14 protein-coding genes and 4 pseudogenes are annotated in these 26,541 nt (G+C 49.8%); 12 read left to right on the top strand and 6 right to left on the bottom strand.

What is annotated here, in order from left to right; all coding sequences use genetic code 11:
- Positions 1 to 212 precede the first annotated feature (212 nt).
- Both NDA02_RS17330 and NDA02_RS17325 read right to left on the bottom strand, forming a co-directional pair.
- Entirely contained in the window at positions 213 to 836 is a 624-nt protein-coding gene (locus NDA02_RS17330; protein ID WP_348255481.1) for a GerMN domain-containing protein, read from the bottom strand.
- 82 nt (positions 837 to 918) lie between these two features.
- Positions 919 to 1,746, bottom strand: coding sequence for a DUF2993 domain-containing protein (locus tag NDA02_RS17325; protein ID WP_348255479.1), 828 nt, complete (start codon positions 1,744 to 1,746; stop codon positions 919 to 921).
- Positions 1,747 to 2,201: 455 nt separating this feature from the next.
- Between NDA02_RS17325 and NDA02_RS17320 the strand changes: the two genes are divergently transcribed.
- From NDA02_RS17320 to NDA02_RS17275, 10 genes are all read left to right on the top strand, one after another.
- Entirely contained in the window at positions 2,202 to 3,743 is a 1,542-nt protein-coding gene (locus NDA02_RS17320) for a heme peroxidase family protein (protein WP_348255477.1), read from the top strand.
- A 36-nt stretch (positions 3,744 to 3,779) separates the two neighbouring features.
- Positions 3,780 to 3,932 carry a hypothetical protein gene (locus NDA02_RS17315; protein ID WP_190793719.1) on the top strand — a complete coding sequence of 51 codons (153 nt, stop codon included), beginning with the start codon at positions 3,780 to 3,782 and terminating at the stop codon, positions 3,930 to 3,932.
- 353 nt (positions 3,933 to 4,285) lie between these two features.
- A complete protein-coding gene (locus NDA02_RS17310; RefSeq protein WP_348247352.1) occupies positions 4,286 to 4,723 on the top strand; it encodes a response regulator in 438 nt (145 codons plus the stop codon).
- A gap of 394 nt (positions 4,724 to 5,117) precedes the next feature.
- Positions 5,118 to 7,421, top strand: a complete 2,304-nt coding sequence (locus NDA02_RS17305) for an ATP-binding protein (protein ID WP_348255476.1) — start codon at positions 5,118 to 5,120, stop codon at positions 7,419 to 7,421.
- Positions 7,378 to 7,806 carry a response regulator gene (locus tag NDA02_RS17300; RefSeq protein WP_190793716.1) on the top strand — a complete coding sequence of 143 codons (429 nt, stop codon included), beginning with the start codon at positions 7,378 to 7,380 and terminating at the stop codon, positions 7,804 to 7,806. The genes NDA02_RS17305 and NDA02_RS17300 overlap by 44 nt, the downstream gene beginning before the upstream one ends.
- Positions 7,806 to 9,833 carry a response regulator gene (locus tag NDA02_RS17295; protein WP_348255475.1) on the top strand — a complete coding sequence of 676 codons (2,028 nt, stop codon included), beginning with the start codon at positions 7,806 to 7,808 and terminating at the stop codon, positions 9,831 to 9,833. Before NDA02_RS17300 ends, NDA02_RS17295 begins: the two co-directional genes overlap by 1 nt.
- A gap of 438 nt (positions 9,834 to 10,271) precedes the next feature.
- Complete coding sequence (locus NDA02_RS17290; protein WP_348255473.1) at positions 10,272 to 11,906, top strand: ATP-binding protein; 1,635 nt, start codon at positions 10,272 to 10,274, stop codon at positions 11,904 to 11,906.
- Between the two features lie 151 nt (positions 11,907 to 12,057).
- Positions 12,058 to 12,183 carry a hypothetical protein gene (locus NDA02_RS17285; RefSeq protein WP_348255471.1) on the top strand — a complete coding sequence of 42 codons (126 nt, stop codon included), beginning with the start codon at positions 12,058 to 12,060 and terminating at the stop codon, positions 12,181 to 12,183.
- Positions 12,184 to 12,377: 194 nt separating this feature from the next.
- The gene (locus tag NDA02_RS17280; RefSeq protein WP_348255470.1) at positions 12,378 to 15,713 is read left to right on the top strand and encodes an amino acid adenylation domain-containing protein; all 3,336 of its coding nucleotides are present in this window, start codon (positions 12,378 to 12,380) and stop codon (positions 15,711 to 15,713) included.
- On the top strand, positions 15,710 to 22,099 hold the full coding sequence (locus NDA02_RS17275) for an amino acid adenylation domain-containing protein (protein ID WP_348255468.1): 6,390 nt from the start codon (positions 15,710 to 15,712) through the stop codon (positions 22,097 to 22,099). Before NDA02_RS17280 ends, NDA02_RS17275 begins: the two co-directional genes overlap by 4 nt.
- 23 nt (positions 22,100 to 22,122) lie before the next feature.
- On the opposite strand, the gene NDA02_RS17270 is transcribed toward NDA02_RS17275, so the two are convergent.
- Positions 22,123 to 22,320, bottom strand: coding sequence for a hypothetical protein (locus NDA02_RS17270; protein WP_348255467.1), 198 nt, complete (start codon positions 22,318 to 22,320; stop codon positions 22,123 to 22,125).
- A 63-nt stretch (positions 22,321 to 22,383) separates the two neighbouring features.
- On the opposite strand from NDA02_RS17270, the gene NDA02_RS17265 reads away from it, so the two are divergent.
- On the top strand, positions 22,384 to 23,472 hold the full coding sequence (locus NDA02_RS17265; protein WP_348247358.1) for a RuBisCO accumulation factor 1: 1,089 nt from the start codon (positions 22,384 to 22,386) through the stop codon (positions 23,470 to 23,472).
- An 893-nt stretch (positions 23,473 to 24,365) separates the two neighbouring features.
- On the opposite strand, the pseudogene NDA02_RS17260 reads toward NDA02_RS17265, so the two are convergent.
- A pseudogene (locus NDA02_RS17260) lies at positions 24,366 to 24,608 on the bottom strand (group 1 truncated hemoglobin); the annotation flags it as partial.
- A 158-nt stretch (positions 24,609 to 24,766) separates the two neighbouring features.
- On the opposite strand from NDA02_RS17260, the pseudogene NDA02_RS17255 reads away from it, so the two are divergent.
- Positions 24,767 to 24,994 (top strand): annotated as a pseudogene (locus tag NDA02_RS17255) (CorA family divalent cation transporter); the annotation flags it as partial.
- Positions 24,995 to 25,073: 79 nt separating this feature from the next.
- On the opposite strand, the pseudogene NDA02_RS17250 reads toward NDA02_RS17255, so the two are convergent.
- A pseudogene (locus NDA02_RS17250) lies at positions 25,074 to 26,073 on the bottom strand (hypothetical protein).
- Positions 26,074 to 26,392: 319 nt separating this feature from the next.
- A pseudogene (locus tag NDA02_RS17245) lies at positions 26,393 to 26,541 on the bottom strand (IS5/IS1182 family transposase); the annotation flags it as partial.

Raw genomic sequence — 26,541 nt, 5'->3', positions numbered from 1 at the left:
CGATCGCCAATCAGCATGAATTAAATTAGCGAAAGTATTCCCGGTTGTCGTCAGGCGATCGGGAATTTTTTTAAGGAGTTGGGATACGAAAAACCGTCCCTATAGAAGTCTGCTGTGTAGCCACCAGTTGATTCCGTCTGAACAGAAATAGGGAAATAGAGGGCACTCAGTGAAGTGGTACCCAGTGAAGTGATGCAATTAGTGGGAATTGTTTAGAGGCTGAAATTCTGCTCAAAATCCGATCGACTAGTGGGCTGATTGATCACGAGTCCTTCGCCGCCCAGCACTTCGAGCGGCTTCCCTTCTACTGAAAGCCAGACTTTCGCATTGGGATCGATCGCCGTTGCGGTGTAAATTACCTGTCCTAGTCTGCCCTGCATCGAGGTGCTGCCGCCGCCTGATGTAAATTCCTGAGAAAGGTTAACGTGAATGCCATCCTGCTTAGCTTCTAATCCAAGGAGGCGCGTGTTCTGGGGAATAGTGGATGTGAGAGCGGCATCGGGTGAGCCTTTCAGCATGGTTTCAAAGGCAGCTTTGAGCGTGGCATCGGGCTGTCCATTGGTTGGAACGCTGATTGAAGCGGGAGCCAGTTCAATTCGATCGCTGTTCGTCTTCAACCAGTAAATCTGAACAGTTTGCTGTGCGGGAGCGGTTTGCGGAGAAGGAGAAACGGCGGTTGAGGTCGGGGCGTTTGCTTCTGGGGCGGCTGAGCGCCCATTCCACCAGGCAACACCACCGCCAATGGCTAAACCGACCGCTGCTAAGCCAGCAATGATGACGACCGGGGCACGGCGAGGCGTGGAAGTTCTCGGAGTTGAGGATTGATGGTCTTGCATTGCAGGATTCCTCCTGAAAGTTTAGGTGTGGGGTAAGCCACATTCAGGATAACTACGGATTTGATTCCTGGTATTTCGGAAATTAGCGATCGGAAAAATCGAAGCCGGGCTGAAGCTGGACAAAGGCAGCGAGCGTGAGGCGATCGTCTTGGATCTGAAGGTCGAGGATGCGGGCAAAAATGCCGGAGTCCTGCAAGTTGCCCAGGTCGAGCTGCTGACTGATGCCGCCTAAAAGCAGGTTCACCAGTTCCGGCGGCACGGCTTCATTGTTGATGCGAATTTCTGGATTGACCAGGCTAAGCTGTTTTCCTGCCAGAATTTGCAGCCCTGTTTCTCCTGTAATTTCAATCCGATTGTCCTGAGGTGGGGTTTGCGCCGTTTCTTCGGCTGGCTGCTCTACTAAACTCACCTGAAACCGCACACGAGTTTCCGCTTCTGGAGAATTGCCTGCGATAAACTGCACCTGCGGCTCCACAAAGTCGTATCGCTGAAGCTGCTGTGCTGTGCCGCCCAAAAAATTCAGGCTAAGGTCGCGCAGGGCATCTGTTACGGGTTCCGAGCGTAGCGCAGAATTCAAATCCTCCCGTGTCAGGACAAGCCGCACCCCTGCCTGAATTGGCTGCTTGAGATCGTTTGCGTCGCTCAGATTTAGGGCGATCGGATCGGTTTCGACTTCCAGTGTATCGATGCGAACATCAGCGATCGGAAAAACGCCTCGTCCTGCAATTCGTACCCGATCGGCTCTGCCCTGAAGTAGGCGGTAATTCGGCGTGCTGTCGATCCGAACGGCTAAATCCTCAATGTGGTCAAACTGCTGCCGAATGGCATTTGCAGCGAGGCGATCGGCGACAAACCCAGCCGGAGACAAAACGCCCAGCAACGCAGCCAGCAGAACAGTCAGAAATTCCATATACGCCCACAAATCAACGATTACACTATGTCATAAGTTAAGGGGTTTCAATCAGAGCTATCCATGAGTTTTGTTTCTTCCCGATCGCTGCATTGAAGCATTTACAAAGGTGAGACAACATTATGGAATTCTAAAAAAATTGATGAGAAGCATTTGATAGATCCAGGAACTGGGTTCTGAAATCTTTTTGATAGCAAATTGATGGCAAACGAAAAGGATATTGCCTCCATTACGTTAAGCACTTGTTTCAAAAATTATTGTGATAAATCTGGTTCGGGACACAAAATTCTATCGATAATTATTGTGATGAATCTAGTTCGTGACACACGATTCTATCGATCACGACAGCGGATCGCAACTGTAAGCCGAAAAAGTACCCGTGTGGGTAAGGTTAAAAGTTAATGCCCCACCCAGAATGAAACTACAGTGACTCCCTAATAACTTAGGAGGCGTTTATGCAGACGATCGTTAAGCAATCTTTCCAGGATGTTCCAATGTTCGAGGACTCGCTCTACCGAAGCTTTATGCCTATGGTAGATGCAGTTCGAGCTGAAGAAAACGATTTTAGTAAGCTATTTCCTTGCCTGCCCTCCTTTGCAGAAGGACAGAATCGGCAAGATGTGCTGCAACGCCTCCGTATCTTGGGAAAGAAGGGCGGACTGATGGATGCACAAGATCCGCTCGTTACAATCACGAACCCACTGGATGGCAATCCAACACGTAATCCAGATAATAAAAACCCAGAGATGACGGTTGGTTTCACCTTCTTGGGGCAATTCCTGGATCATGACATTACCTTTGATCCGCTGCCACTGACCTCGACCGTGACCAACAGTAAAAACCTGCGATCGCCATTTTTTGATCTGGATAGTGTATATGGACGAGGTCCAGATATAGACAGCATCTTGTACGATCGCTCTCCAGAATTGCAGCGTCCTGCCCCAACCAAGTTCTTGATTGACATGGAAGCTGCGCGTGACCTACCGCGAACTAGCCAGCAACGTGCAATTATTGCTGACCCCCGCAACGATGAAAATGTCATCATTTCTCAGCTCCATCTGGCATTCCTTAAGTTTCATAACCAGGTGATTGATTATGTAGTGGAGCAGAACCCTGCGAATTCCGATCCCAAGCGGATGTTTGAGGAAGCCCGTCGTCTGGTTCGCTGGCACTACCAGTACATCATCGTCAATCAATTTCTGAAGGCGACTCTTGATCCAGTTGTTTATGAGCAGGTCAAGAAGAACGGTCCAACCATCTTCCAGCCTTCTGCCAAACCTAAAATGCCGCGCGAGTTCCAGATTAGCGTCTATCGATTTGGACACAGCCAGATTCGACCAGGCTATAAACCCAACCAAGGGTTCGGTGCACCCATTTTTGACCCTGTGATCGATCCCCAAGATGGCGATCCGAATGATCTGCGCGGCGGTCGGCGGGCACCAAGACGATTTGTAGAGTGGGACATCTTCTTTGACTTTGGTGTTCAAGAAGTTGCGGTGAGAAATGGTCAAGCTGTAGTGCAGCCCAGAGTGAAGCCGAACAAGCGCATTGATCCGTTTATCTCTTCGCCAATGTTCGATCTGCCTGTGGGTCCAGGTTTGCCTGATCCGGTGGAAGATGTGAGAACGCTTGCAGGTCGCAATCTAGAACGTCATCTGCAACATGGGATTCCCTCAGGGCAGGCGATCGCTCAGCAACTGGGGTATGCCCCGCTCACGCCAGAAGAACTAGCAGAATTGAGACACCTCAACTTCCATAGAAGTACGCCACTGTGGTACTACATCCTGAAAGAGGCACTGGTTCAACAGGGCGGACAAAGGCTTGGTCAGGTGGGAAGCCGGATCATTGCCGAGGTCTTCTTCGGACTTCTGCTGAGTGACTCGAGCTCCTATTGGAGCCAGAAGCCAACCTGGACTCCTACCCTACCGCGCCGAAATGGAAGGACAGACGGAAACTTTACGATGGTGGATCTCCTCACCTTTGCAAGAGTGGCTTAAGTCGCTTAAGTTCTCTTACGCTCAACTTGCCCATGAATGCGTCCTACTTTCGCAGCCAGTCTCGCAGGAAGTCAGGGCGCATTAATTGCGGTCAACTTCTTCCAGGTTGTGCTGCAAAAACTAGACCTCCTGTATGAGTCAGGAGGGATGTGCCAGTTCATAGTTGAGCAGCCCCGTAATCAGGTTTAAACGCAAGCTGAATCGTCTTCTTCAGATGCGGTCGACGGCAGTAGAGACTATCAAAGGACTCACAAAAGGTTTGATGGCAAGTAGGGCAGCGATCGCGTTGATGACCATTGGGCATGTTGCCATGCGTATAGGCTTTGCGATGACTCCACAGAGGGCATTGCATCCCCTGATTTCTGATTAATGAGCTTCTCTACTCTATCAATTCCACATCAGATTGCCGCACTACCGGAACAATCACTTGCAGTTTGATTGATTCATCACACCTGAAAATTAACAAAATCGCATTATTTCTGAGGATGACAAAGTTTTAGCCACACAATAGGGTTATTGATGATTAATGTAGGATATTCAGTATGGAACAATCCTCGTCTCAACCCTTTATTTTAATTTTAGAAGACAATCCAGAGCAAGCTGTTCTGATTCAAAACGTCTTCCGTGAAGGTGCGGTTACCTCTCGAGTCAAAGCGATCGCAGAAAGTACAGAAGCCCTTAATTTTATCCATCGTCGTGGAGAATATACCCAGGCTCAGCGTCCAGATTTAATTTTGCTCAACCTTCGTTTGAAAGGATGCGGTCGAGAAGTTCTGGAGGAATTAAAATCTAATGCAGGCCTAAGACGAATTCCAGTGATCATTTTGACAGACTCCGATGATGAGGAAGACATCTTCGGAAGCTATTTGCTGCAAGGAAATAGCTATGTCATCAATCCCCGAAATGGCGATCAGCTTCACCAAATCGTCCAGCGGATTAAGGAGTTTTGGTTGGGAATTGTTACTTTACCGTTAGAGTAGAACGCTATCCCTGTTAAAACTTTTCTTGAAGGATTCTAATTTTTATTAACTTAAAAGCTGTTTTTTTAATTGCTTTAGCTTAAGAAAAATTGGTTTATTTTAATCAAAATAGGCTTTTGTTTTACTTAACAATTCCGACTCAAATTCTACGACTTTTACGTTATGCTGCTAACGTAGAGCAAAAATAAAGATAGTAGTTCTACCTTTTGACTGATTCGTTTGCATTGTTTTCCGTATCCCTTCAGGAAACGTAATAAAAGCCGAACGAGTGAAGAACAAGTGAAGTGAGTTTCGTCAGTCTTTTGTTCATTTTTTAGACGAAGCTGCTGGGATATTGTCGCCTCAACGATTGCTGTTTATAAGGGTGTGCGCTTTGCACAGCTAAGGAACTATCATGACCAATCTTAATTTGGAAACGCAACTCATTAATCTCACCAGTTTAAAACAGCCCGCGATTCATAGTTTGACCGGGGTTCAGCCACATGGCATTTTGCTGATTCTGGAAGAGCCTACGCTGACTGTTTTGCAGGCAAGTACCAATACGACGGCATTGCTGCAACGCTCGCCTGCCTCGCTGCTGGGTAAAACACTGGATGAGATTTTTGATTCGTTTCAGGTCGATCGCTTCCGAGCTGGGTTAGCTGAAGAAAATCTAGATTTTGTTAATCCCACCCGCGTCTGGGTGCGGCGCAACGGCGATGACTATGGTGTGTTTGATGCGGTTTTCCATCGCAGTGCAGATGGTTTTCTGGTGCTAGAGCTGGAGCCAGCATTTACGCAGCAGAACATTCCGTTTCTGAGTTTTTATCATCTTGCAAAGGCATCGATTAATCAGCTTGAAGCTACCTCAAATCTACAGGACTTCTGTCAGGTGATTGTGCGGGAAGTGCGTAACGTGACTGGCTTCGATCGCGTCATGCTCTACAAATTTGACGCAGATGGACATGGTGAAGTCGTTGCCGAAGAGAAAGTAGACGAGATGGAATCTTATCTCGGTCTCCATTTTCCTGAATCGGATATTCCTGTTCCGGCTCGCAAAATGTTTTTGTCAAACTGGATTCGCGTCATTCCCGATGCCCATGCCGAACCGGCTTCGCTCTATCCAGGCAATAATCCAATTACGCAGCAGCCCACCGATCTCACACTGTCCATTCTGCGAAGTCCTTACCAGTGCCATATTGAGTATCTACACCATATGGGCGTAAGTGCATCGCTGACCATCTCGCTGATGAAAGACGACAAACTTTGGGGATTAATTGCCTGCCACCATCGATCGCCCAAATACGTTTCCTATGAGCTGCGAAAAGCCTGCGAATTTTTGGGGCGGGTCATTTTTGCAGAGATTTCCACCCGTGAAGAAACGGCGGATTATCACTATCGGATGCACCTGGCGCACGTACAATCTGTCCTGATCGAATCAATGTCTGAAGCCAACAGTTTTGTGGATGGCTTGATGCAGCCCGAACCAAACTTGCTTGACCTGACAGACGCAAAAGGAGCGGCAATTTGTTTTGGCGGACGCTGGACAACGATCGGGCAAACCCCTTCCGAGGAAGAGCTAAATTATCTCGTTCAATGGCTTGCGAAAAATGTGGATGAAGAAGTGTTCTACACCAGTTCGCTGCCTTTAGTCTACTCGGATGCCGAGCGGTTTAAGCACGTGGCAAGCGGACTGCTGGCAATTCCCATCTCGAAGCGGAGCTATGTGCTGTGGTTCCGTCCAGAGGTGATTCAAACAGTGAACTGGGGCGGTGATCCCAATCATGCCTACGAGCTGCAAGAATCAGGCGATCGGCAGTGGCTTTGTCCTCGTAAGTCGTTTGAACTCTGGAAGGAAACCGTTCGCCTCAACTCGCTGCCCTGGAAACCAGTAGAGATTCAAGCGACCCTGGAACTGCGGAAAGCGATCGTCAATATCGTGCTGCGGCAGGCGGAAGAACTGGCACTCCTGGCACAGGATTTAGAGCGATCGAACGCGGAGCTCAAGAAATTTGCTTATGTCGCGTCTCACGACTTGCAGGAGCCGTTGAACCAGGTCGCGAACTATGTGCAGTTACTTGAGATGCGCTATCACGACCAGCTTGACCAAGATGCCAGCGAGTTTATCGAGTTTGCGGTGGAAGGCGTGAGCTTGATGCAAACCCTGATCGACGATGTATTGACTTATTCAAAGGTCGATCTCAAGGGGATTGAATGGCAATTAACCAATTCTGAAACTGCCCTCAACCATGCGCTGAGCAATCTACGCGGACGGATTGCTGAAACCGAAGCGATCGTGACTCATGATCCAATGCCGCAAATTGTGGCAGACGGAACGCAATTGATGCAGCTCTTCCAGAACCTGATTGCGAACGCGATTAAGTTCAGAAGCAGTGAAGCACCGCGAATTCATGTGGGCGTAGAGCGTCGGGAAGAGGCGTGGCTCTTTTCAGTGCGCGATAACGGAATTGGAATTGACCCGAAATTTAGCGATCGCATCTTTGTCATTTTTCAGCGACTGCACACACGCGATGAATATCCCGGTTCAGGCATGGGGCTAGCAATTTGCAAAAAGATTGCTGAATGCCATCGCGGAACGATTTGGGTTGAGTCTGAACTGGGTCAGGGGGCAACCTTCTATTTCACCATTCCGGTAGGAGAGCGGGATCACAGCCATGCGATCGGACAGAAGAAAAACTATCTTCCTCGTCGAGGATAATCGAGGCGATATCCGGCTCATTCAGGAAGCCCTGAAAAGCACGGGGGTAGACTGTGATGTTGTCGTTGCACGGGATGGTGTGGAAGCCATGGAGTATCTTCAGCAGGATCAGGTAATTCATCCCGATCTGATTCTGCTGGATCTCAATCTGCCTAAAAAAGATGGGCGGGAAGTGCTGGCGGAAATCAAAGCGAACCCCTCCCTGAAACACATTCCCGTCGTTGTTCTCACAACATCGCGCAACGAAGAGGACATTACCAAAAGCTACGATCTGCACGTCAATTGCTATATTGCAAAATCGCGCAATCTCAATCAGCTCTTCAAAATTATTCGGGGGATCGAGGAATTTTGGTTAGAAACAGCGACACTGCCCCTCACGCTTTGATGCGTGACTCTGCTTCATCTATCAAAGTGCTGCTGGTAGAGGACAATGCAGCGGAGTTGCGCTTGCTTCAGGAGATTCTAAAAAACACCGTAGTCAATCAGTTTTATCTTGCCTCCGCAAAGCGAATCAGTGAAGCGATCGCCTGTTTGCGAGCCGAACACTTCGACGTTATTTTGCTTGATCTCACGCTTCCCGACAGTACCGGGCTGGAGTCGCTCGGCACTCTTATCGGGGAATCTTCCAACCTGCCGATCGTCGTGCTGACCAATACCAATAACGATGAACTGGCAATCCAGGCAGTTCGACAGGGCGCACAGGACTATCTGGTGAAGCGGCAGATCAATCCCGATATCCTGATCCGGTCGATTCAGTACGCAATCGAGCGCAAACAGGCTTCCGTTGCCCTCCACGAAGCCAACGAAATTTTAGAAGAGCGCATTCAGGAACGCACGATCGAACTTGAAACGGCAAACCAGCGACTTCAGCAGGAAATCGCTCGCGCTCAGAAAATTCAGGAACGGCTGGAACTCGCGCAGAAAGCGGGAAAAGCAGGGACGTTTGAGTGGAATATTCAAACCAATACGGTTTCATGGACACCGGAAGTTGAAGCGTTATATGGTTTAGCCCCAGGGAGCTTCGATGGGCAGTACGACGACTGGATTCAAACCCTGCACCCAGACGATCGGAGTCGAATTGAGCAGGAACTTCAGCAGGCGATCGAGAACCGACATGGGCTGGATACTGAGTTTCGGATTCTACATGTCAGCGGCAGCACCCCCTGGATTGCGGTGAAAAGCAGCCTCTTTTATGAAGGCGATCAGCCCGTTCGGATGCTCGGTATTCATATCGATATCACCGAGAAGAAACAGCTTGAGACACAGTTTTTACGAGCGCAACGGCTCGAAAGCCTGGGAACGCTTGCCGGGGGAATTGCACATGACCTGAACAATATTCTCACGCCAATTCTCGTCGTGATGCAGCTATTACCGCTGAAAATAGCAGACCTCAGCGATCACAATCATGATTTAATCAAGACTGCTGAAGCCAGTGCCCGTCGTGGAGCCGATTTAGTCAAACAGATTCTTACCTTTGCACGAGGAGTCGAAGGGCGGCGCGTTTGCATCCAGCTTAACGATTTGCTGCTCGAAATTAAGCAGATCATCGAGCCAACATTGCCCAAGGCGATCGACATCAAAACTGCCATTGCTCCCGATCTCTCGCTGGTTTCCGGCGATCCAACCCACCTGCATCAGGTGCTCATGAATCTCTGTGTGAATGCTCGCGATGCCATGCCCCAAGGGGGTACGTTAACGCTCAACGCAGAAAACGTGACGATCGATGAACAGTACGCCCGAATGTACCCTGACGCTGCGGCGGGTTTCTATGTAGTTCTGACCATTACAGACACAGGAATCGGGATTGCGCCAGAGCATTTGCATCGCATTTTTGATCCATTCTTTACCACCAAAGCAGTGGGCAAAGGAACGGGTTTAGGGCTCTCCGCGCTGCTGGGCATTGTCAAAAGTCACGGCGGATTTGTAGATGTCCAAAGCAAAGTGAACAAAGGCAGCCAGTTTAAAGTCTTTTTGCCTGCTAGCCGAACGATCGCCCCCTGCATCGATAAGGAGCTGGAGTTGCGATCGGGTGATCAACAGCTCATTTTAATCGTGGATGATGAAGTCGCAATTCGTGAAACGATGCAGGAAACGCTGCTGGCTCAGGATTATCAAGTTCTGACCGCCTACGATGGCATCGGGGCGATCGCGCTGCTGGCTCAACATGAAGAAAGCGTTCGCTGCGTTGTGATGGATTTAATGATGCCAACGCTGGATGGTTTTACAGCCTTGCCGCTGTTACGTCGATTTAATCCTGATCTGTGTGCGATCGCAATGAGCGGCGTGACTTCAACCGATATCACTGCGAGAGCGGAACAGGTGGGATTTCAAGGATTCCTGCAAAAGCCCTTTACGCGGAAAGATTTACTGCAAACGATTGGCTCTCACCTCAAGGCGATCGATCGGGTTTAAGCAATCCGGCAAGCGCAAGCTCAATTGGTGCAGAGTGAGAAGATGTCGAGCCTGGGGCAGCGGGCTGCAGGGATAGGCGGGGCAACTCAATCAAGTCTTTGGGTATTTGATCCGTTCTTGACCACAATATCTGCTGGGAAAGGAACAGGATTAGGAAGTCAATCAGCGACAGCTATCAAATTACGGTAGAAAAGCATGAGGGTTCACGGTACTGTTCTTTTACTCCTGGACAAGGAACTGAATTTGTCATTAAGATTCCAGTTCAGCAACTCAAAAACAGTTGAATAATTATAGATAATTCAATAATTTGAAACATGGAAGTTATCTTTCTTATTTCAATCAGGAATACTGGGACGTCACAGTACAATCAATGTTAATGAAATCAATAGCTTGTGCTAGCCGTGCTTAAGATTGGAATTGTATGAAGATTGGAATTGTATGCAGATAGCTCCTTCGCCTAAGTATGAATCAGTAAGGCTTTGTGCCCTCTCGCAGTATGGCATTTTAGAGACTGAACCTGAAGCTGCCTTTGACGACCTTACCCGCCTAGCCGCGCACTTGTGTGGTGCACCGATCGCCCTGATCAGTCTTATTGATGCTCATCACCAGTGGTTTAAGTCAAAGGTGGGGCTAGAAGCCACAGAAACTGCCTACGATATTGCATTCTTTAGCCATACCATCTTACAGCGCGAAGTGTTGATAGTACCAGACGCACTGGAGGATGAACGATTTGCAACCCATCCACGCGTGACTTCCAACCTGACGATCCGCTTTTATGCGGGGATGCCTTTGCTCACTCCCACCGGAGAAGTATTGGGAACGCTCTGTGTAATCGATCGGGTTCCTCGTACACTCACGCCTCAGCAAATTGAAGTTCTGCAGGTTCTAGGTCAACAGGTCGTTACTCAACTAGAGCTGCGGCATAGCCTGATGAAATCGGTGTTACTGGCAGAGGAATGCAAGGCGGCTGAATTGGCACTGCGTCAGAGCGAAGCCAAGTTTCGCAACCTGGTCGAACAGACAAATGATTGGGTCTGGGAAATTGACCTTGACGGTCGCTTTACCTACACCAATCCCAAAGTGTTTGACATTTTAGGATATCGAGCTGAAGAAGTCTTGGGGAAAACGACGTTCGACTTTATGGCTGCAAAAGAAGCCAAGCAATTTTCTATCCTTCTGAGTCCCTTCATCGCTCAGCAAACTCCTTTTGTCGGATTAGAAAAAGTCCTGCTTCACAAAAACGGGCATGCTGTTGAACTCGAAACGAGTGGTTGTCCTATTTTGAATGAAGAAGGCAGGCTCCAAGGGTATCGGGGCATGGTGCGGGATATCACCAAGCGCAAGCAAACCGAACGACAGATGCAGCAAGCTCTAGCCCAAGAAAAGGAGCTGAGAGCATTGAAATCTCAGTTTATTTCGATGGCTTCTCACGAATTTGGTAGCCCCCTCAGTACAATTATGCTTGCAGCTGAACTGTTGGAACATTACAGCCATCGTTGGAGCGAGGCAGAAAGACTAGAACGACTCAAATGTATTCAAACCGCAGCGAAGGAAATGAAATCACTGCTTGAAGACATCCTGATTGTTGGTCAAGCTGAAGCTGGAAAGATTCAATCGAAGCCTGTTGCTCTAGACCTATCTAAGTTTTGTCACGACCTCGTGAATCAAATGCAATTGCACGCGGGGAGCCGACAGACGATCGCTTTTACAAGCAACTGTACAGACCATTGCGTTTATCTGGATGAAAAGCTGCTGCGACAGATTCTCGTTAATCTACTCTCTAATGCAATGAAATACTCGCCTGAAGGGAGCAGAATTCAGTTTCGAGTAAGTTGTCAGGAGTCACAGGTGCTTTTCCATGTTCAGGATGAAGGAATTGGCATTCCCCCAGAAGACCAACCCCATTTATTTGAGTTCTTCCACCGAGCAAGGAATGTAGGCAAGATTCCTGGAACTGGATTAGGATTAGCAATCGTTAATCAGCTGATTAACGCAATGGAAGGAAAGATTACGGTTGAAAGTTGTGTTGGAATCGGTACAACCTTTAAGTTTTTTCTTCCTTCAATACTTTAGTTTTTAGGAACTGGCTTAATGCCATGCCAATTGGCGGGGTGGTATCGTACAAATTGGTTATACAAACCGGTTAGAGGATATCTGAGAAGCTTAGTGGTGTAGAAATCTCAGACGGTTTCAATCCGAGAAAGTAACGATTTGAGAGAACTCAATGCGGCAGTCTAAAGTGTCCCGTTTGCGACGATCGCAGCATCGCTTGGATGGCTTTGGGGCTTGTACCCCATCTGTCTTGCCTTTGCGGTCTGCTTCCTCGAATGGCGATGCTCATGCCAAGTGACCCATCGGGTTTGCTTAGAATCGGAGGCGAGGGAGGCAGTTTGGTCACAGCGATAACTTTTCAAACATCCTCCTACAAGAAATCCATTCGATCGCAGCAAAAAAATACATTAATTGAACTGTCAATCTATCCTAGAGGACAATTTTTCGCTCGGATTTTCCCTTAAAACAGAGTGGGGTAAAATGGGGGATGGCGTGGCTGATTGTAAGCAAAGCAATTTCAACCTGGCTTCTGACTGGGCTGAGGCAGAGGTTTTTGTGTTTCCGGCTTCGTTCGCTCAGCAGCGACTCTGGTTTATCGATCAGCTAATGCCAGGAGCTTCGTTCTACACAATCCCGATTATCTTAAAGCTGACAGGCGTTTTGGATCGAGCGGCACTGGAATCTAGCCTGGAGGCGATCGTTCATCGTCATGAAGTGCTGCGAACTGCCTTTGATGTGGTCGATGGGCAACTGGTTCAGGTGGTTTGCAATTGGGTTTCGGTTGCTCTGCCATTGGTTGAGCTTCAGAGCTTGCCAGAAGGCGATTTTCTCGCTGAAGAACTGGAAAGCAGCCGAGAAGAAATTGCGCTGATACAGATTCGAGAGCGAGCGCAGCAGCCGTTTGATCTGACTCAGGGTCCGCTGTTTCGACTAGGGCTGTGGCGGTTGGGAGAAACCGATCATTTGCTGCTAATCGCGCTGCATCACATTATTTTTGATGAGTGGTCGAGCGGGGTTTTGATTCGAGAACTGGGTGAATTTTATGCAGCAGCAGTGAACGATCGCCCGTTGGAGTTGCCAGCCTTGTCCATTCAATATGCAGATTTTGCTGGCTGGCAGCGGGAATGGTTGCAGGGAGAGGTGCTGAATGCTCAGCTTCACTACTGGCGGCAGCAGCTCAAAGATGTGCCCCGACTCAATTTGCCTGTGCTCAACGGATTAGGGGGTTATCCCAGCAGGCAGAGCAATCGGGGAGCCAGCCAACTGCTGGAGCTGCCTCAGGGCTTGCTTGATCAACTAGAGGAGCTGAGCCAGGCGGCAGGCGTAACGCTGTTTATGACCCTACTGGCGGCGTTTCAAACGTTATTGCACCGTTACACCGGACAAACGGATATTGCGATCGGTTCACCCATTGCGAATCGTCATCGCAGTGAGCTGGAGGGACTGATCGGGTTTCTGGTGAATAGCCTGGTGCTGCGATCGAATTTGTCGGACGATCCCCCCTTTCGGGTGCTGCTCGATCGAGTGCGGGAAGTGACATTGGCGGCGTATGCCCATCAGGATGTGCCGTTTGAAAAGCTCGTCGAGGAATTGCAGCCCGTCCGCAGTTTGAATCAAAATCCGCTGTTTCAGGTAGTGTTTGCGCTGCAAAATACGCCGATGACGCAGCTTGAACTGCCGGGATTAACGCTCAGCCCGGTGGCGTTTGAAACGGAAACAACGCGCTTTGATCTGGAACTGTATGTCTGGAAATGTGACGGCAACTTTAGAAGTCTGTGGGGCAAGGGATGGCAGCAGTCTGAGGGGTTGCGAGGCGTGGTGGTCTATCACCGGGATTTGTTTGACGATGCGGCGATCGTCCGGTTGCGGCAGCAGTTTCAATGGCTGTTAGAAGGCGTTGTGACCAATCCAGACTCGCGCCTATTGACGTTGCCTTTGATGACGCAGGCAGAGCAACAGCAGCAGTGGAGCCTCTGGAACCAAACCCAGACCGACTACCCGGAAAATTGGACGGTGCATGAGCTGTTTGAAACCCAGGTGAGGCAGCGATCGCATGCGATTGCCGTTCAGTTTGGACAGCAGCAGTTTACCTACCGGGAACTGAACCAAGGCAGTAATCAGCTTGCCCGCTATTTGCAAAAGCTTGGAATTGAGGCGGGAATGCGCGTGGGAATCTGCCTGGGACAATCTGCAGAAACGATCGCTGCGATACTGGCAGTTTTGAAAGCTGGGGCAGCCTACCTACCGCTCGATCCTGACTATCCGCCGGAACGGTTGCGTTTTATGTTGGAGGATGCTGAAGTTCCAATCGTGATCACGCAGTTGCGATGGCAGAATTTATTTGAGAATGACGTTAAGGTGATTGCTTTAGAGCAGGAATGGCAGACGATCGCACAAGAGTCTGAGGAGAATTTAGCAAATCGCTGCCCCAACAATCCGCTTGCTTATGTGATGTACACGTCTGGTTCGACAGGAACTCCCAAAGGCGTGATGGTTTCGCATCGGGCGATCGTCCGCTTGGTGTGCGATACAAACTATGTGCAGATTAAACCAGAAATGCGAATGGCACAGGCGGCAAATCTGGCATTTGATGCAGCAACGTTTGAAATCTGGGGTGCGTTGCTTAACGGAGCTTGTCTGGTGGGAATTGAGCGAGATATTACCCTGTCTCCGGCAGACTTTGCCGCAGCACTGCAAGAGCAGCAGATTGATGCAATGTTTCTCACCACGGCTTTGCTGAATCAAACGGTGAGCCAAATTCCCGCGGCGTTTCGATCGCTCACTTATCTTCTGTTTGGTGGCGAGGCAGCCAATCCCGATCGCGTCAGAACGATTCTGGAGCAGGGTAAACCGCAGCATTTAATTCATGTGTATGGTCCTACCGAGAACACAACTTTTTCAACCTGGTATGAAGTTGAGAATGTGCTGGAGAATGCGGTTACGATTCCGATCGGTAAGGCAATTGCGAATACGCAGGTGTATGTGCTGGATACAAATTTAATGCCCGTTCCCCCTGGGATTATTGGTGAGATTTATCTGGGCGGCGATGGATTAGCGCAGGGATATCTGAACCAACCGCAGTTAACTCAGGAACGCTTTATTGATCATCCGGTGAATCAGCAGCGATTATATAAAACAGGCGATCGTGCCCGTTATGACACCAATGGAAATCTTGAGTTTTTGGGGCGAACCGACTATCAGGTTAAAATTCGCGGCTTTCGGATTGAGTTGGGCGAAATTGAAACAGCTTTGCTTCAGCATCCAGAAATTGAGGCGGCACTCCTGACCGTGCGCGAAATCGAAGCCGATCGCCAACTGATTGCCTATGTCGTTCCCAAAGCTGTGAAGCGATTATCGGTCACAGAACTGGAGCTGCGCTCTTTTCTCAAAGCAAAATTGCCTGCCTATCTGCTGCCTGCGGCGTTTGTGGTTCTGGATGCGCTCCCCCTCACGCCCAATGGCAAAGTAAATCATCGCGCCCTGCCCCTGCCTACCCTGACATCGACCGATCCAGTCACGGCAACTGCGCCCACCACTTCGCTAGAGCAGGTTTTAGTCGATCTATGGCAACAGCTTTTGGGACGGGAAGCAGGCATTCACGACAATTTTTTTGAACTGGGCGGTCATTCGCTGCTAGCAACTCAGCTTGTGTCGCGGCTACGCGATCGATTTCGGGTGGAAATTCCTTTAAGAACCGTGTTTGAAACGCCGACGATCGCAGCTCTAGCACAAAAAATTGAGGCAATGCCGGACGTGGATTTGTCTCAGTTTCAGTCGTTGGCTCAACTATCAGCCGCAATGCCGTCCCGTGAGGAGATTGAGCTATGAGCCATCGTTCGATCGCCGAATTTTTGGCAGAGCTGCAACGTCTAGATGTTCAGTTAGCGGTTGTGGAATCGCCTATTTCGGAGGGTTTGGCTTTATCGCCGCGTCTCCGCTGCAACGCTCCAGCAGGGGTTTTAACTTCTGAACTGAGGCAGCAGTTAATCGATTGCAAAGCAGAGATTATCGATTTTCTACAGCATAATCTACAGCCAGATTCTCAGCCAGGCTTTCAACCAGGCTTTCAACCGGACTTTCAACCCGATTCTCAAAATCGTGTTCCGCAAACCCTATCCCAGCCTATTCCACTTAATTCTTCAGAAACAGTATTTCCCTTGTCGTTTGCTCAGCAGCGATTATGGTTTCTATATCAAATTGCGCCTGATAATCCTTTTTACAATGTGCCTGCAGCGATTCGGCTAACCGGATCGCTCAATTGCTCTGTGCTGGAGCGATCGTTTAACGAGATAGTCCGTCGTCATGCTGCTCTGCGAACGACTTTTACCGCCGCAAATCGTGAACCTGTGCAGGTGATTGAACCAGAAGCCAGAATTACAATTCCTGTCGTTGATTTGCGATCGTCCTTGCAGAAAACTGCAATGCAAACAATTGCCCCCAGCGATGCTTTCCTGAAAAAACTGCGAAGCGATAGAGAACATATCCTGCAACAATTCATCACCGCCGAAGCCCAGCGTCCCTTTAATCTAAGTACCGATTTACCGATGCGGGTGACGCTGCTGCAATTTGACGAGTCGGAGGCGATTTTGCTGTTAACGCTGCATCATATCGTGGCAGATGGCTGGTCGCTGGGTGTGCTGATTCGGGAGTTGGCTGAGCTTTATCAAGCCGGCATTCAAGGACGATCGGCAGCCCTTGCTCCATTACCCATTCAATATGCAGACTTTGCCTGCTGGCAGCGGCAGTGGCTTCAGGGCGAAGTGTTGGAGAATCAGTTGGCTTACTGGCGCAAGCAGCTCCAGGACGTTTCACGGCTAGATTTACCGATTGACCGTCCGCGTCCTGCGATGCAGACCTATCGGGGCGCAACCTTTCCCCTTCGCTTTTCTCCGACTTTGACCGGGGCGATCGAGGCACTCTGTCAGCAGGAAGGAGTGTCTTTGTTTATGACCCTGCTGGCAGCGTTTCAAACGTTATTGCACTGCTACACCGGACAAACCGATATTGCGATCGGCTCACCGATTGCCAACCGTCACCGCAGCGAATTCGAGGAGTTAATTGGCTTTTTTGTGAACAGTCTGGTGATGCGATCGGACTTGTCGGGCAATCCCACGTTTCGAGAATTGCTGGGGCGGGTGCGAAATGTGGCGTTAGAGGCGTATCAGCATCAGGACTTGCCGTTTGAAAAGCTGGTCGAGGAGCTTGACCCAGAGCGAGATTTGAGCGGAAATCCCCTGTTTCAGGTTGCCTTTGCGCTGCAAAATGCGCCGATGCAGCCGTTGGAATTACCCGGAGTTCGCCTGGAACCTGTGCCGCTGGAGCCGCAGACAACTCGCTTTGATCTGGAGGTGCATCTGTGGCAGCCGTCGCACGGGTTAAGCAGCCTGTGGCAGTCTGAGGCAGGCTTAAGCGGCTTTATTTCCTACAGCACCGACCTCTTCGATCGCGCCACAATTCACCGATTTGTCGAACATTTTCAAACCCTGTTGCATGGTATTGTTGCCAATCCCGACGCACGGCTGTCAGACCTGCCATTGCTCACCCCTGCCGAACATCAGCAGCTTGTGGTGAAGTGGAATCAAACGGCAACCGAATTTCTAAACGATCGCAGTTTTTATCATTTCGGTTTTCATCATTTATTTGAAAGACAGGCCAATCAGTTTCCTGAAAGAATTGCTTTAGTCACCGAATCGGAATCCCTCAGTTACGCTGAATTGAATGATCGAGCCGATCGCTTAGCGAATACGCTCAAACAAATTGGAGCACAGCCTAATGATTTAGTCGGATTGTGTGTCGATCGATCGGCTGACTTGATCATCGGCATTCTTGGCATTCTCAAAACAGGGGCAGCCTATGTGCCGATCGACCCCAGCTATCCCACCGATCGCATTGAGTTTATCTTGATCGATACACAAATGAACGTTCTGCTGACGCAATCCTGGCTACGGGAAACCTTGCCGCGATCGCAGGCGCAAATCATCTGTCTCGATCAGCCGCTTGCGGTGAATGAAAAAGTTAAAGTTTCAGTGCTGAATTCAAATCTCAGCCGTCCCTTTAACCCCTCAATTCTGGAAGGAACCGATCTGGAAGGAACCGAGCTTGATGATTCTGACGCTCAAAGTTCTCCAACGTTGGAAGATTTAGGGGGCAATTCTCCCTTTTTTACCCAGGATTCGCTGGCGTACGTGATTTATACTTCCGGTTCGACTGGAACGCCGAAAGGAGTGCTAATTACCCATCGCGGGCTGTGCAATGTGGTGGCAGCACAGCGTCAAGCTTTTGATTTACCTGCTGATTCATCCAGCAAAATTCGGGTGCTTCAGTTCAGCTCGCTTAGCTTTGATGCGTCAGTGTTTGAGATTGCGCTGGCGATCGGTTCAGGGGGGACGCTCTACATTCCGCCGCAGTCTGTTCAGTTGCCCGGAGCTGCTCTGGTCAGGTTTTTGCAGGATCATGCAATTACCCACGCGCTGCTCACTCCGGCGGTGTTGGCGGTGCTGCCGTCTGCAGATCTGCCTGCGCTGCAAACGCTGATTACCGGAGGCGAAGCCTGTCCCCGTCCGGTGATCGATCGGTGGGCAGCCAATCGCCGCTTCTTCAATGCCTACGGACCCACAGAAACTACGATTTGGGCAACGGTTGCCGAACTGTGTCCCGGTGATGCACCGCTGATTGGTCGTCCGGTGGCGAATATGCAGGTGTACGTGCTGGATGGTGCGCTTCAGCCTGTGCCGATCGGCGTGGTGGGCGAACTCTACATCGGCGGGGCAGGCGTTGCACGAGGCTATTTGAATCGTCCTGAACTGGCGAACCGGTTTATTTCCAGTCCGTTTGATGCCAATCCGTTTGATGCCAGTCTGTCGAGTTCGGGGGCGAGACTTTATCGCACGGGTGATCGGGTGCGCTATCGGGCAGATGGCAATTTAGAATTTTGTGGACGATCGGACGATCAAATTAAAATTCGCGGATTTCGGGTCGAACCGGGCGAGATTGAAACTGCGCTGCAACGTCATCCGGCAGTTCAGGAGGCGATCGTTTTAGCAACGGGCGAAGCCTCCCACGCCAAGCGGCTGCTTGCCTATTTCAGTCTGACTCGTCCCTTGATTTCTAACGCTGGCGACTCCAATTCTGGCAGCACACAATCGACACCAGGCTTACTTCAAGCCCAGCAAATCCAGCACTGGCAGACGCTCTACAACCAGACCTATCGATCGCCTGATCGTCCGGCTGATCCGGCATTCAACATCACAGGCTGGAACAGCAGCTACACCGGAGAGCCAATTCCGGCAGCCCAGATGCGCGAATGGGTAGACGATCGCGTGCAGCAAATTCTCGCTCTTCATCCTAAACAAGTGCTAGAAATTGGTTGCGGCACAGGGCTACTGCTCTTTCAAATTGCGCCGCACTGCGAGGCTTACTGGGGCATCGATTTCTCGACGGTTTCGCTGGAGACGGTGCAGCGGCAGGTGAATGATCGAGGATTGTCTCAGGTGAAATTATTGCATCGATCGGCAGCGGATTTTGAGGGCGTTGCATCGTCTGCGTTTGATGTCGTGATTCTCAATTCGGTGGTGCAATATTTTCCTGATGTGGATTACTTAATGCAGGTCATTGCAGGGGCGATCGAGGCAGTGCGTCCGGGCGGCACAGTGTTTCTGGGCGATGTGCGAAGCCTGCCGCTGCTGAAGGCTTTTCATGCCTGGGTCGGTTTGTCTCAGGCAGATGAAACTACAGAACGAACTCAGCTTCGCCAACAGGTTGAACGATCGCAGTTTGAAGAATCAGAGCTGGCGATCGATCCTGCCTTTTTTCATGCCCTGCGCGATGCGTTTCCCAGGATTCATCGGGTACAGATTCGTCTTGCGCGTGGTCGCAGCCATAACGAAATGACACAGTTTCGCTATAACGTGTTGCTGCACATCGGTCAGCATGATTTATCTGAGAACGAATTCCAATTTTTCCAAAAGAAGAACTGCTTCGGATCACCTTTGCAGCAAATGCAATGGATAGACTGGAAAACTCAAAAGATAACCGTCAGCGATACGCAAAGATACTTGCTTGAGCATCAGCCTGATCTGTTTGGGGTAAGGAATATTGCCAACGATCGTGTTGATAATGCTGTACAAACGGCTGAATGGCTATCAAGTAAAGCATTACCTAAAACAGTAGGAAAATTTCGGGAAAAGCTACAGAATTCTGTTAAAACTGCGATTGATCCACAAGATTGGTGGGATCTAGAAAAGGTTTTGCCTTATCAGGTTGAAATAAGCTGGTCGAGCGATTCCCAAGCCGGAACCTATGATGTTGTTTTGATTCGGAATGAAATTAGAAATGACATCAAGAATGAAATTAGAAATGGCATTGCCTCGGAAGTTAATTTTGCGACTCATTCACCGCTCAATTCACCAATTTATTCACGGATTCATTCACGCACAATTCAGCAGAATAATTCATCTCAGGATTTGTCCCAGAATTCATCCTGGCATCGCTATACCAATAGTCCGCTTCAGTCTCAGGTTGCCCGGCAGCTTATTCCTGAACTTCGCGCTTTTCTGGGACAAGCCCTACCTGATTACATGATTCCCACTGCCTTTGTGCCGCTCGAAACCCTTCCCCTCACCCCCAACGGCAAGATCGATCGCGCTGCCCTGCTCGAACAGAATGAATTCGACTGGCAATCGCTTGAATCGGCTCCAAGCCCAAATCTTCTCGCCAATGAAGCAAGCCAAACTCCTACCGAACTCGCCCTGATCGACATTTGGAAAGAGCTGCTGCGGCTTCAGCAAATCCACATTCACGACAGCTTTTTTGAACTGGGTGGGCATTCGCTGCTGGCAACCCAGATGACTTCGCGGATTCGCGATCGGTTTGAGGTAGAACTCCCGCTCCGCCGGGTCTTTGAAACTCCCACGATCGCCCAACTTGCTCCAGCGATTGACAGACTTCGCGATAGCACTCTCATGCAGTCTCCGCCAATTGGGCGTCTGGATCGATCGGTTTATCGATGGCAGCGATCGAAGCGGTCAGAAAGCGATTTTCAAACAGACACAGCTCAAACAGACATAGCCCGAACAGACACAGCCCGAGCAGACACACTCCGAACAAAGACAGAGAGATTGGCTCAGTCATCAACGCTGGTATCCTTGTCGTCAAACTATCAATATTCACGGCTCGATCAATCAGTTGTATCTGAGGCTGTTAAATCTGAGGCTGTTAAATCTGAGGCTGTTAAATCTGAGGCTGTTAAATCTAATTTAGAAATTGTTCCGCGATCGAATGACGATCGACTAACTGATCAAATTATCAATAGTAATTCTGCAAAAGCCCGATCGCCGCTAGTTCCCCTAACCGTTGAGGGAAATCGATATCGTCCTGGGAGCGTTACGCGATCGCCCTTTTTCTGTGTGCATCCGATATTTGGCGTGGTGTTTCCCTATCTAGAACTGGCGCAGCTTTTAGAAACTAGTTCAGCAGTGAATCGCAGTTTTTATGGGCTTCAGCCGCTCGGATTAGACGGAAAACATCTGCCGTTTAACCGGATCGAGGCGATGGCAGCCTATTACATTACAGCGATGCGAGCCGTTCAGCCTCACGGACCCTATTTTCTGGGCGGATGGTCTTTTGGTGGGCTGGTTGCCTTCGAGATGGCGCAGCAGCTTAGCCAAGCAGGTGAAACCGTTGCGCTGTTAGCAATTCTCGATACGCCCGCCCCCCTTGCCCATCAGCAGCCCTCTCTGGTACAGAGCCTCAAGTTTTTGCTGAAAACTGCGCTCTGGTCTACGCTGCCGTTCTTGTTAGACTATGGCGCGATCGTCACTAATCGATTTCCTGTCCTGAATACCCTGCCGAATGCTTTGCCCCAATCGCAACGCTGGAAATCCTGGTATTCGCGCTGGCAATGGTCTGCAATTACGCGCCTGATGCCCGATGCGCGGCTCCGGCTCCAAGATGAATCGGCGATCGTGCCGCTGATGCGAATTTTTTATGCGAACAGCCAGGCAGCTTATCGCTATATGCCGCAGTTCTATCCTGGCTCTGTAACCCTCTTCAAAGCGACGAATCCCTCGGACTACGGCAGTTCTGATCCCACACTGGGCTGGAGTCAATTATGCGATCGAGTTCAGGTGCATTCTGTTCCGGGCAATCATTTATCGATGCTTAAACTGCCCCACGTGCAGGTTCTAGCGCAGCAGCTTCAAGCCTATCTTTCCTAGAAGCAGTTTGAAACGTTGCAGATCTAACGCCCCAAAACTAGCTTGATCGATCGCAAAGCGACGCAAGTATTGCTGCCAAATCGTCGCCAGTGCAGGTAAGCCGGTGGGCAGAATAAAGTCCATCCTTGCTGGGCTCGATCGCTCCAAAGCAGGAACTGCTTCGTATCGCCTTGGGAGAAACAGCCTTGCATCGCCCCTGCAATTTCGACAGATTGTTGCATGAGGGAGAGCGATCGCCCCACCAACTTCTAAAATTTAAAGTGAAGTTTGCCAGGTTTGGTTTTATGTCTGTTTTACCGCCCGACTCTTCGGAGCAGTCGAATTCATTAGATAGCGAAGCGGCAGCCGTTCTGCTGAAGCAACTCCGACGCAAAGAAGAAAATTGGGTTGTCTGGGGGCAAGCCTGTCAGCAGTTGCAGAAGGCAGGCTATTCGCCGCAGCAAATTTTTGAGGAAACGGGATTTGAGCCAGTTCAGCAAAATCAGGTGATTGTGGCAGCTCAGGTTTATCAGTCGATCGCCTCTGGAACGGTGAGTCCAGATGTGCTGGCGCGGTTCGAGCGGACTGGGAGCGATACGCTATATGAATTTCGAATCTTAACTCAGGCAGATCGGGCGGCGGCGGCGACCCTGGCGGTTGAAAAAGGAATCGATTCAGAAGCGGCGCGGGATGTGGCGAAAGCAATGAAGGAGTATTCGCGGCTCTCTAATCCGCCTACGGGGTTTACCGCTGCGGCTGGCGATGGAATTGCCTACTACTACTGGAAGCTGGCGCGGCAGCAGACTGACCTTCAGGCACGATCGCGCCTTATTGCCCAGGCGTTGCGGTTTGCAGAGAGTGAGACTGCCCGAAAGCAGGTTGAAAAGTTGTTAACTGATTTTTCGGTTACGCGCAGTCGTCCTGCTCCGCGATTGCCTTTTTATCGGTTAGAGTCTGCGACTGAGCAGCCACGAATTTTGCCTGTGGTAGGGAAATTACCGCTGGCGATCGCCGATCTTCAGGCAGTGCCGCTGGTCGAGCCGCAGGGAACGTTTCAGCTTGTTCAGTTTTCGGGCACAGGAGTATGGGTTAGCTTACCGGGTTGGCAGGTGATTTTTGCGGCGGAAGATCCGGTTGCGTTTTTGGCAGACAGCGATCGGCTTCCCAATAATGACTTAGAAACGATCGAAGAAGTGATGATTGTGATCGATCGGGCGGAACGCGAATGGCAGGACAACAGCTACTTTGCAATCGAGCAGGAGGGACAGATTCAGATTGATTGGTTTGAGGAAGCTCCAGAGAAAACGTTGCTGGGTCGCGTGATTTTAGTTTTGCGTCCGAAGAAGGTGCTGGATGAAGGATACAACAAGGAGCTGTGGCAGATTGATGAGTAGTGTTTACTGCGATCGATCACGATGAAGACAGGCGGCTGTGTCGCAAAAGCGATCGATGGTAAGGCAAACAAGCCTGGCTTTGCCTTATCCCCTCCGATGTCTACTCATGCTCTATCTTGATTCAAGGAGGTAGTTGATGTTGACGATCCCGCTCGTCTCTGTGAGGTATGCGAGGTTGAGCTTGACGGAGATGGGTAGGGTGTTCACCTAAAGCTGCATTCTATACAGAAAGCTCATGGCGATTAGTGAGATAGTTCTACTTTGAAGAAGCTTAAAGGTAGCACCGTTTTTGTTGGTCTGTTATCAATTCTTTCTCAGTTTTGCAGCTAACACACAAAGAGCCATTTGCTCAGTCGTGGCGAAATTAAAGAATGTCGTTGCTGTAGTTCAGTAATGTATGAAAGGGTTGATTCAATATCTTGATGAAATCAAATTAGATAAAGCGATTCTCTGGTGCTATTTCATTTGGTATCTTGTAATCCTTTATTTCTATTTTGATCCTTCGCTGAAGATATGGATTAATTCAATTGGTATCAGTGCGGTCATTGGGACAGGTCTCTTATTCAGTGTTTCTTCTGGCAAGACTAGCAGAAGTGATCCCTGGCAAACATTCAGGTTATATCTGATGCCATTCTGCGTCTCAAGCTTTTCTGCTTTGATTAAAGGGCAGGGGTTTATCGTAGTGGTCTCACCAAGAATCCACGAAACGCTAGTCGCAGTATTGTGCTGCGCTCTATTTCTAGCGGTTGTTTTAGTCGTCAAACTAACTAAAAATAAATTCGCCTAGCAACTACGTCCAATGTTTGATGTTCCTGTAAAGGTGTCTTGCTAAACCTGGAGGAACTATCGCCAAAACTATTTTTTTATAGTTCAGCTGTGGTTACAAGCAGGTCTTAGCGATTTAAGACAGCATTTCGAGAAGCAGTGGAGCCAACAATTTGCACTACTTCTTCAATTAAGGCTTGGGGAACTTCCATCTCAACTAGAGTCGCGACTAGATCCTCCGCGATCGCATCGAAGTGACTGTCAGTTAAGCCCATCTCAGCCACTAATTCTTAATGTGCGTCCCTCAGAGGGCGACCATTCCAGTGTTCAGCACCACCAAAAGCGTAGGTTAGAAAGGCTTTTTGATGCTGGACGTAGACACTAGGCGGACAGGATTGTCCCACTGTCCTGAGCGATCGCGTGCCATCACCAGCGTTCCTGTACAGTACGGATTCTAAAACCATCGGGACGTTTGGAGGTGGACGTAGCTCTATTCTCTCTCACGTCCATAGGTCTAGAACATTACCGATTCTTCCCTGTTTTGGAAGCCTACGGCGAATTGATCGAGGATCTCGTAGGAGAGGTGGTAGAGAACCCAACTCAACAGACCCTGAAAAAAATTCATCAAGTGAAGCGAGAACTGCTGATCCTACGACGGGCAATCTGGCTCCAATGAGAGGCACTCAATGCTCTAATTCGCGATGGCAGTGATTTGATTAGTGACGACGTTCGCCTTTACCTGCGCGATTGTTATGACTGGAGTTTAGACCAAGCGGAAATAAGCCCAGCCTGTAATGCAGACTTGAGCAAGGTTAGAGGAACTGGATGCTAAACGTTCAGGCAGAGGTTTGAGCTTGCTTTTTGCGTTTGGAGTAGCGTTTTTTGACAATGGGCGCGCGAACACGAGGAGTACGAGATTGTCCTGGTATCCAGCCTGGTGATTTTCCTCGCGGTTTGGGAACTTGGGTCGGTGTGCCAAGCTGGGTAAAAAGGGCAGCCATCGATTGAGCAAGTCGTTCCACTAAGATTAGTTGCATTGAATGATTAGCGGTGGTGCGAAAGTGCATCTTGTGCCAGCCCTGTAAGCGCAACCGTCCCTGTTTTGGGTCATCCACCTCGCTCTGCTGGTCGGGGTGATGAAGTGGTGGGGTGATTGAGTTTGAACTTGTCGCCATGCACGCTCGGTCTGCCCCTGCCCCCATAAGCAGGCGGTGCTGTCCACAAACAACGATTCGAGCGCAAGTGTATCAACTTATCACAAGCAATATCTGCCGTTGCCAGCACAAACCGGGCACAGCCATACTCACTGTCCCACAACGAGATCGCCCGGACATTTAGTGCCTGACACACCTGGCGCAATTGCCAGGCGGCTTTGCTAATGGGACTTTCAAAGCTGGTGATGCGCTCGAGTCGTAAGGGTAACGCCCAACTACTGCCCGCTTCGGGAATCCACGTCAGCGTACTCCATCCCTGTCCGACCCCAACCGGGCGGTTGCCTAACATTGTGGCTTGATGTTCGTAGGTGCGTTCCTGCAAGGTGACGGCATAGGGGCGTGCCCAGATCGTGTGGTCACCTGCAATTACCGGTCGCTCCATCTGACTCATCTGCTCAATGTACAGCTGCATTAACTTGCGACGCTGCGGTCGGCTATCTTGCAGGGCTTCGTACAGACTCGACCATTGCCGTCGGAACAGAGGACTACAACTGAGTTCAGCAAAGCTGTTCACCCTGGGACTACTCAAGACTGCGTCACCCAACTCAAACATCGCATCATGAGCGCGTCCTAAGCACTCATAGGCAGTTTGACGAAACGCAAGCAATTTGTCAGCATTCATATCGGCCTCTGAGGATTGGTAGTGCTTTTCTCAGAATGGCAGGAGCAGCCAGTTTCTTTATTTTGGCTGCTCTTTTTTAGCTGTTCCATCCTTCGTTTAGTCTAAACTCCAGAGATTGACCGTCGCTTGCAGATTTCAGGGGCGAGATGGAAGCCCGCCCATGTGCCAAAAGTGTTGGCGCAGCGATGCGCTTACCTCAATCAGCAGCTATGATTTTCCTACCAAGAACGTGACACGCACCCATGAAGCACTAGCAGCAGAAACTAGAGTTGTCGGGAAATAAGAACAGAGCTAGCCAATGCGACCTTTCAAGTTCTTCCTATGCCGCAGTCAGGTAGAAGTTCCATAATCCTGTTGCGGTTAGCATAAGGTGATCATCAAACTCCGCTTTTCGATTGCGATAGATAGCGCTCACCGCATTGTAACGCTTGACTCCAGCAAACGCATTTTCACAGACCACTCGCGATT

The organism is Leptolyngbya sp. ST-U4, assembly GCF_039962215.1.
Classification (GTDB): Bacteria; Cyanobacteriota; Cyanobacteriia; order Elainellales; family Elainellaceae; genus Leptolyngbya_A.
The sequence above is the reverse complement of the archived record's forward strand: the minus strand, read 5'-3'. Positions and strand labels throughout refer to the sequence as shown.

Bases quoted from the DNA above. Each gene is read 5' to 3' on its own strand.
- NDA02_RS17330 (WP_348255481.1), bottom strand. From the start codon at position 836: ATGCAAGACCATCAATCCTCAACTCCGAGAACTTCCACGCCTCGCCGT.
- NDA02_RS17325 (WP_348255479.1), bottom strand. From the start codon at position 1,746: ATGGAATTTCTGACTGTTCTGCTGGCTGCGTTGCTGGGCGTTTTGTCT.
- NDA02_RS17320 (WP_348255477.1), top strand. From the start codon at position 2,202: ATGCAGACGATCGTTAAGCAATCTTTCCAGGATGTTCCAATGTTCGAG.
- NDA02_RS17315 (WP_190793719.1), top strand. From the start codon at position 3,780: ATGCGTCCTACTTTCGCAGCCAGTCTCGCAGGAAGTCAGGGCGCATTA.
- NDA02_RS17310 (WP_348247352.1), top strand. From the start codon at position 4,286: ATGGAACAATCCTCGTCTCAACCCTTTATTTTAATTTTAGAAGACAAT.
- NDA02_RS17305 (WP_348255476.1), top strand. From the start codon at position 5,118: ATGACCAATCTTAATTTGGAAACGCAACTCATTAATCTCACCAGTTTA.
- NDA02_RS17300 (WP_190793716.1), top strand. From the start codon at position 7,378: ATGCGATCGGACAGAAGAAAAACTATCTTCCTCGTCGAGGATAATCGA.
- NDA02_RS17295 (WP_348255475.1), top strand. From the start codon at position 7,806: ATGCGTGACTCTGCTTCATCTATCAAAGTGCTGCTGGTAGAGGACAAT.
- NDA02_RS17290 (WP_348255473.1), top strand. From the start codon at position 10,272: ATGCAGATAGCTCCTTCGCCTAAGTATGAATCAGTAAGGCTTTGTGCC.
- NDA02_RS17285 (WP_348255471.1), top strand. From the start codon at position 12,058: ATGCGGCAGTCTAAAGTGTCCCGTTTGCGACGATCGCAGCATCGCTTG.
- NDA02_RS17275 (WP_348255468.1), top strand. From the start codon at position 15,710: ATGAGCCATCGTTCGATCGCCGAATTTTTGGCAGAGCTGCAACGTCTA.
- NDA02_RS17270 (WP_348255467.1), bottom strand. From the start codon at position 22,320: ATGCAACAATCTGTCGAAATTGCAGGGGCGATGCAAGGCTGTTTCTCC.
- NDA02_RS17265 (WP_348247358.1), top strand. From the start codon at position 22,384: ATGTCTGTTTTACCGCCCGACTCTTCGGAGCAGTCGAATTCATTAGAT.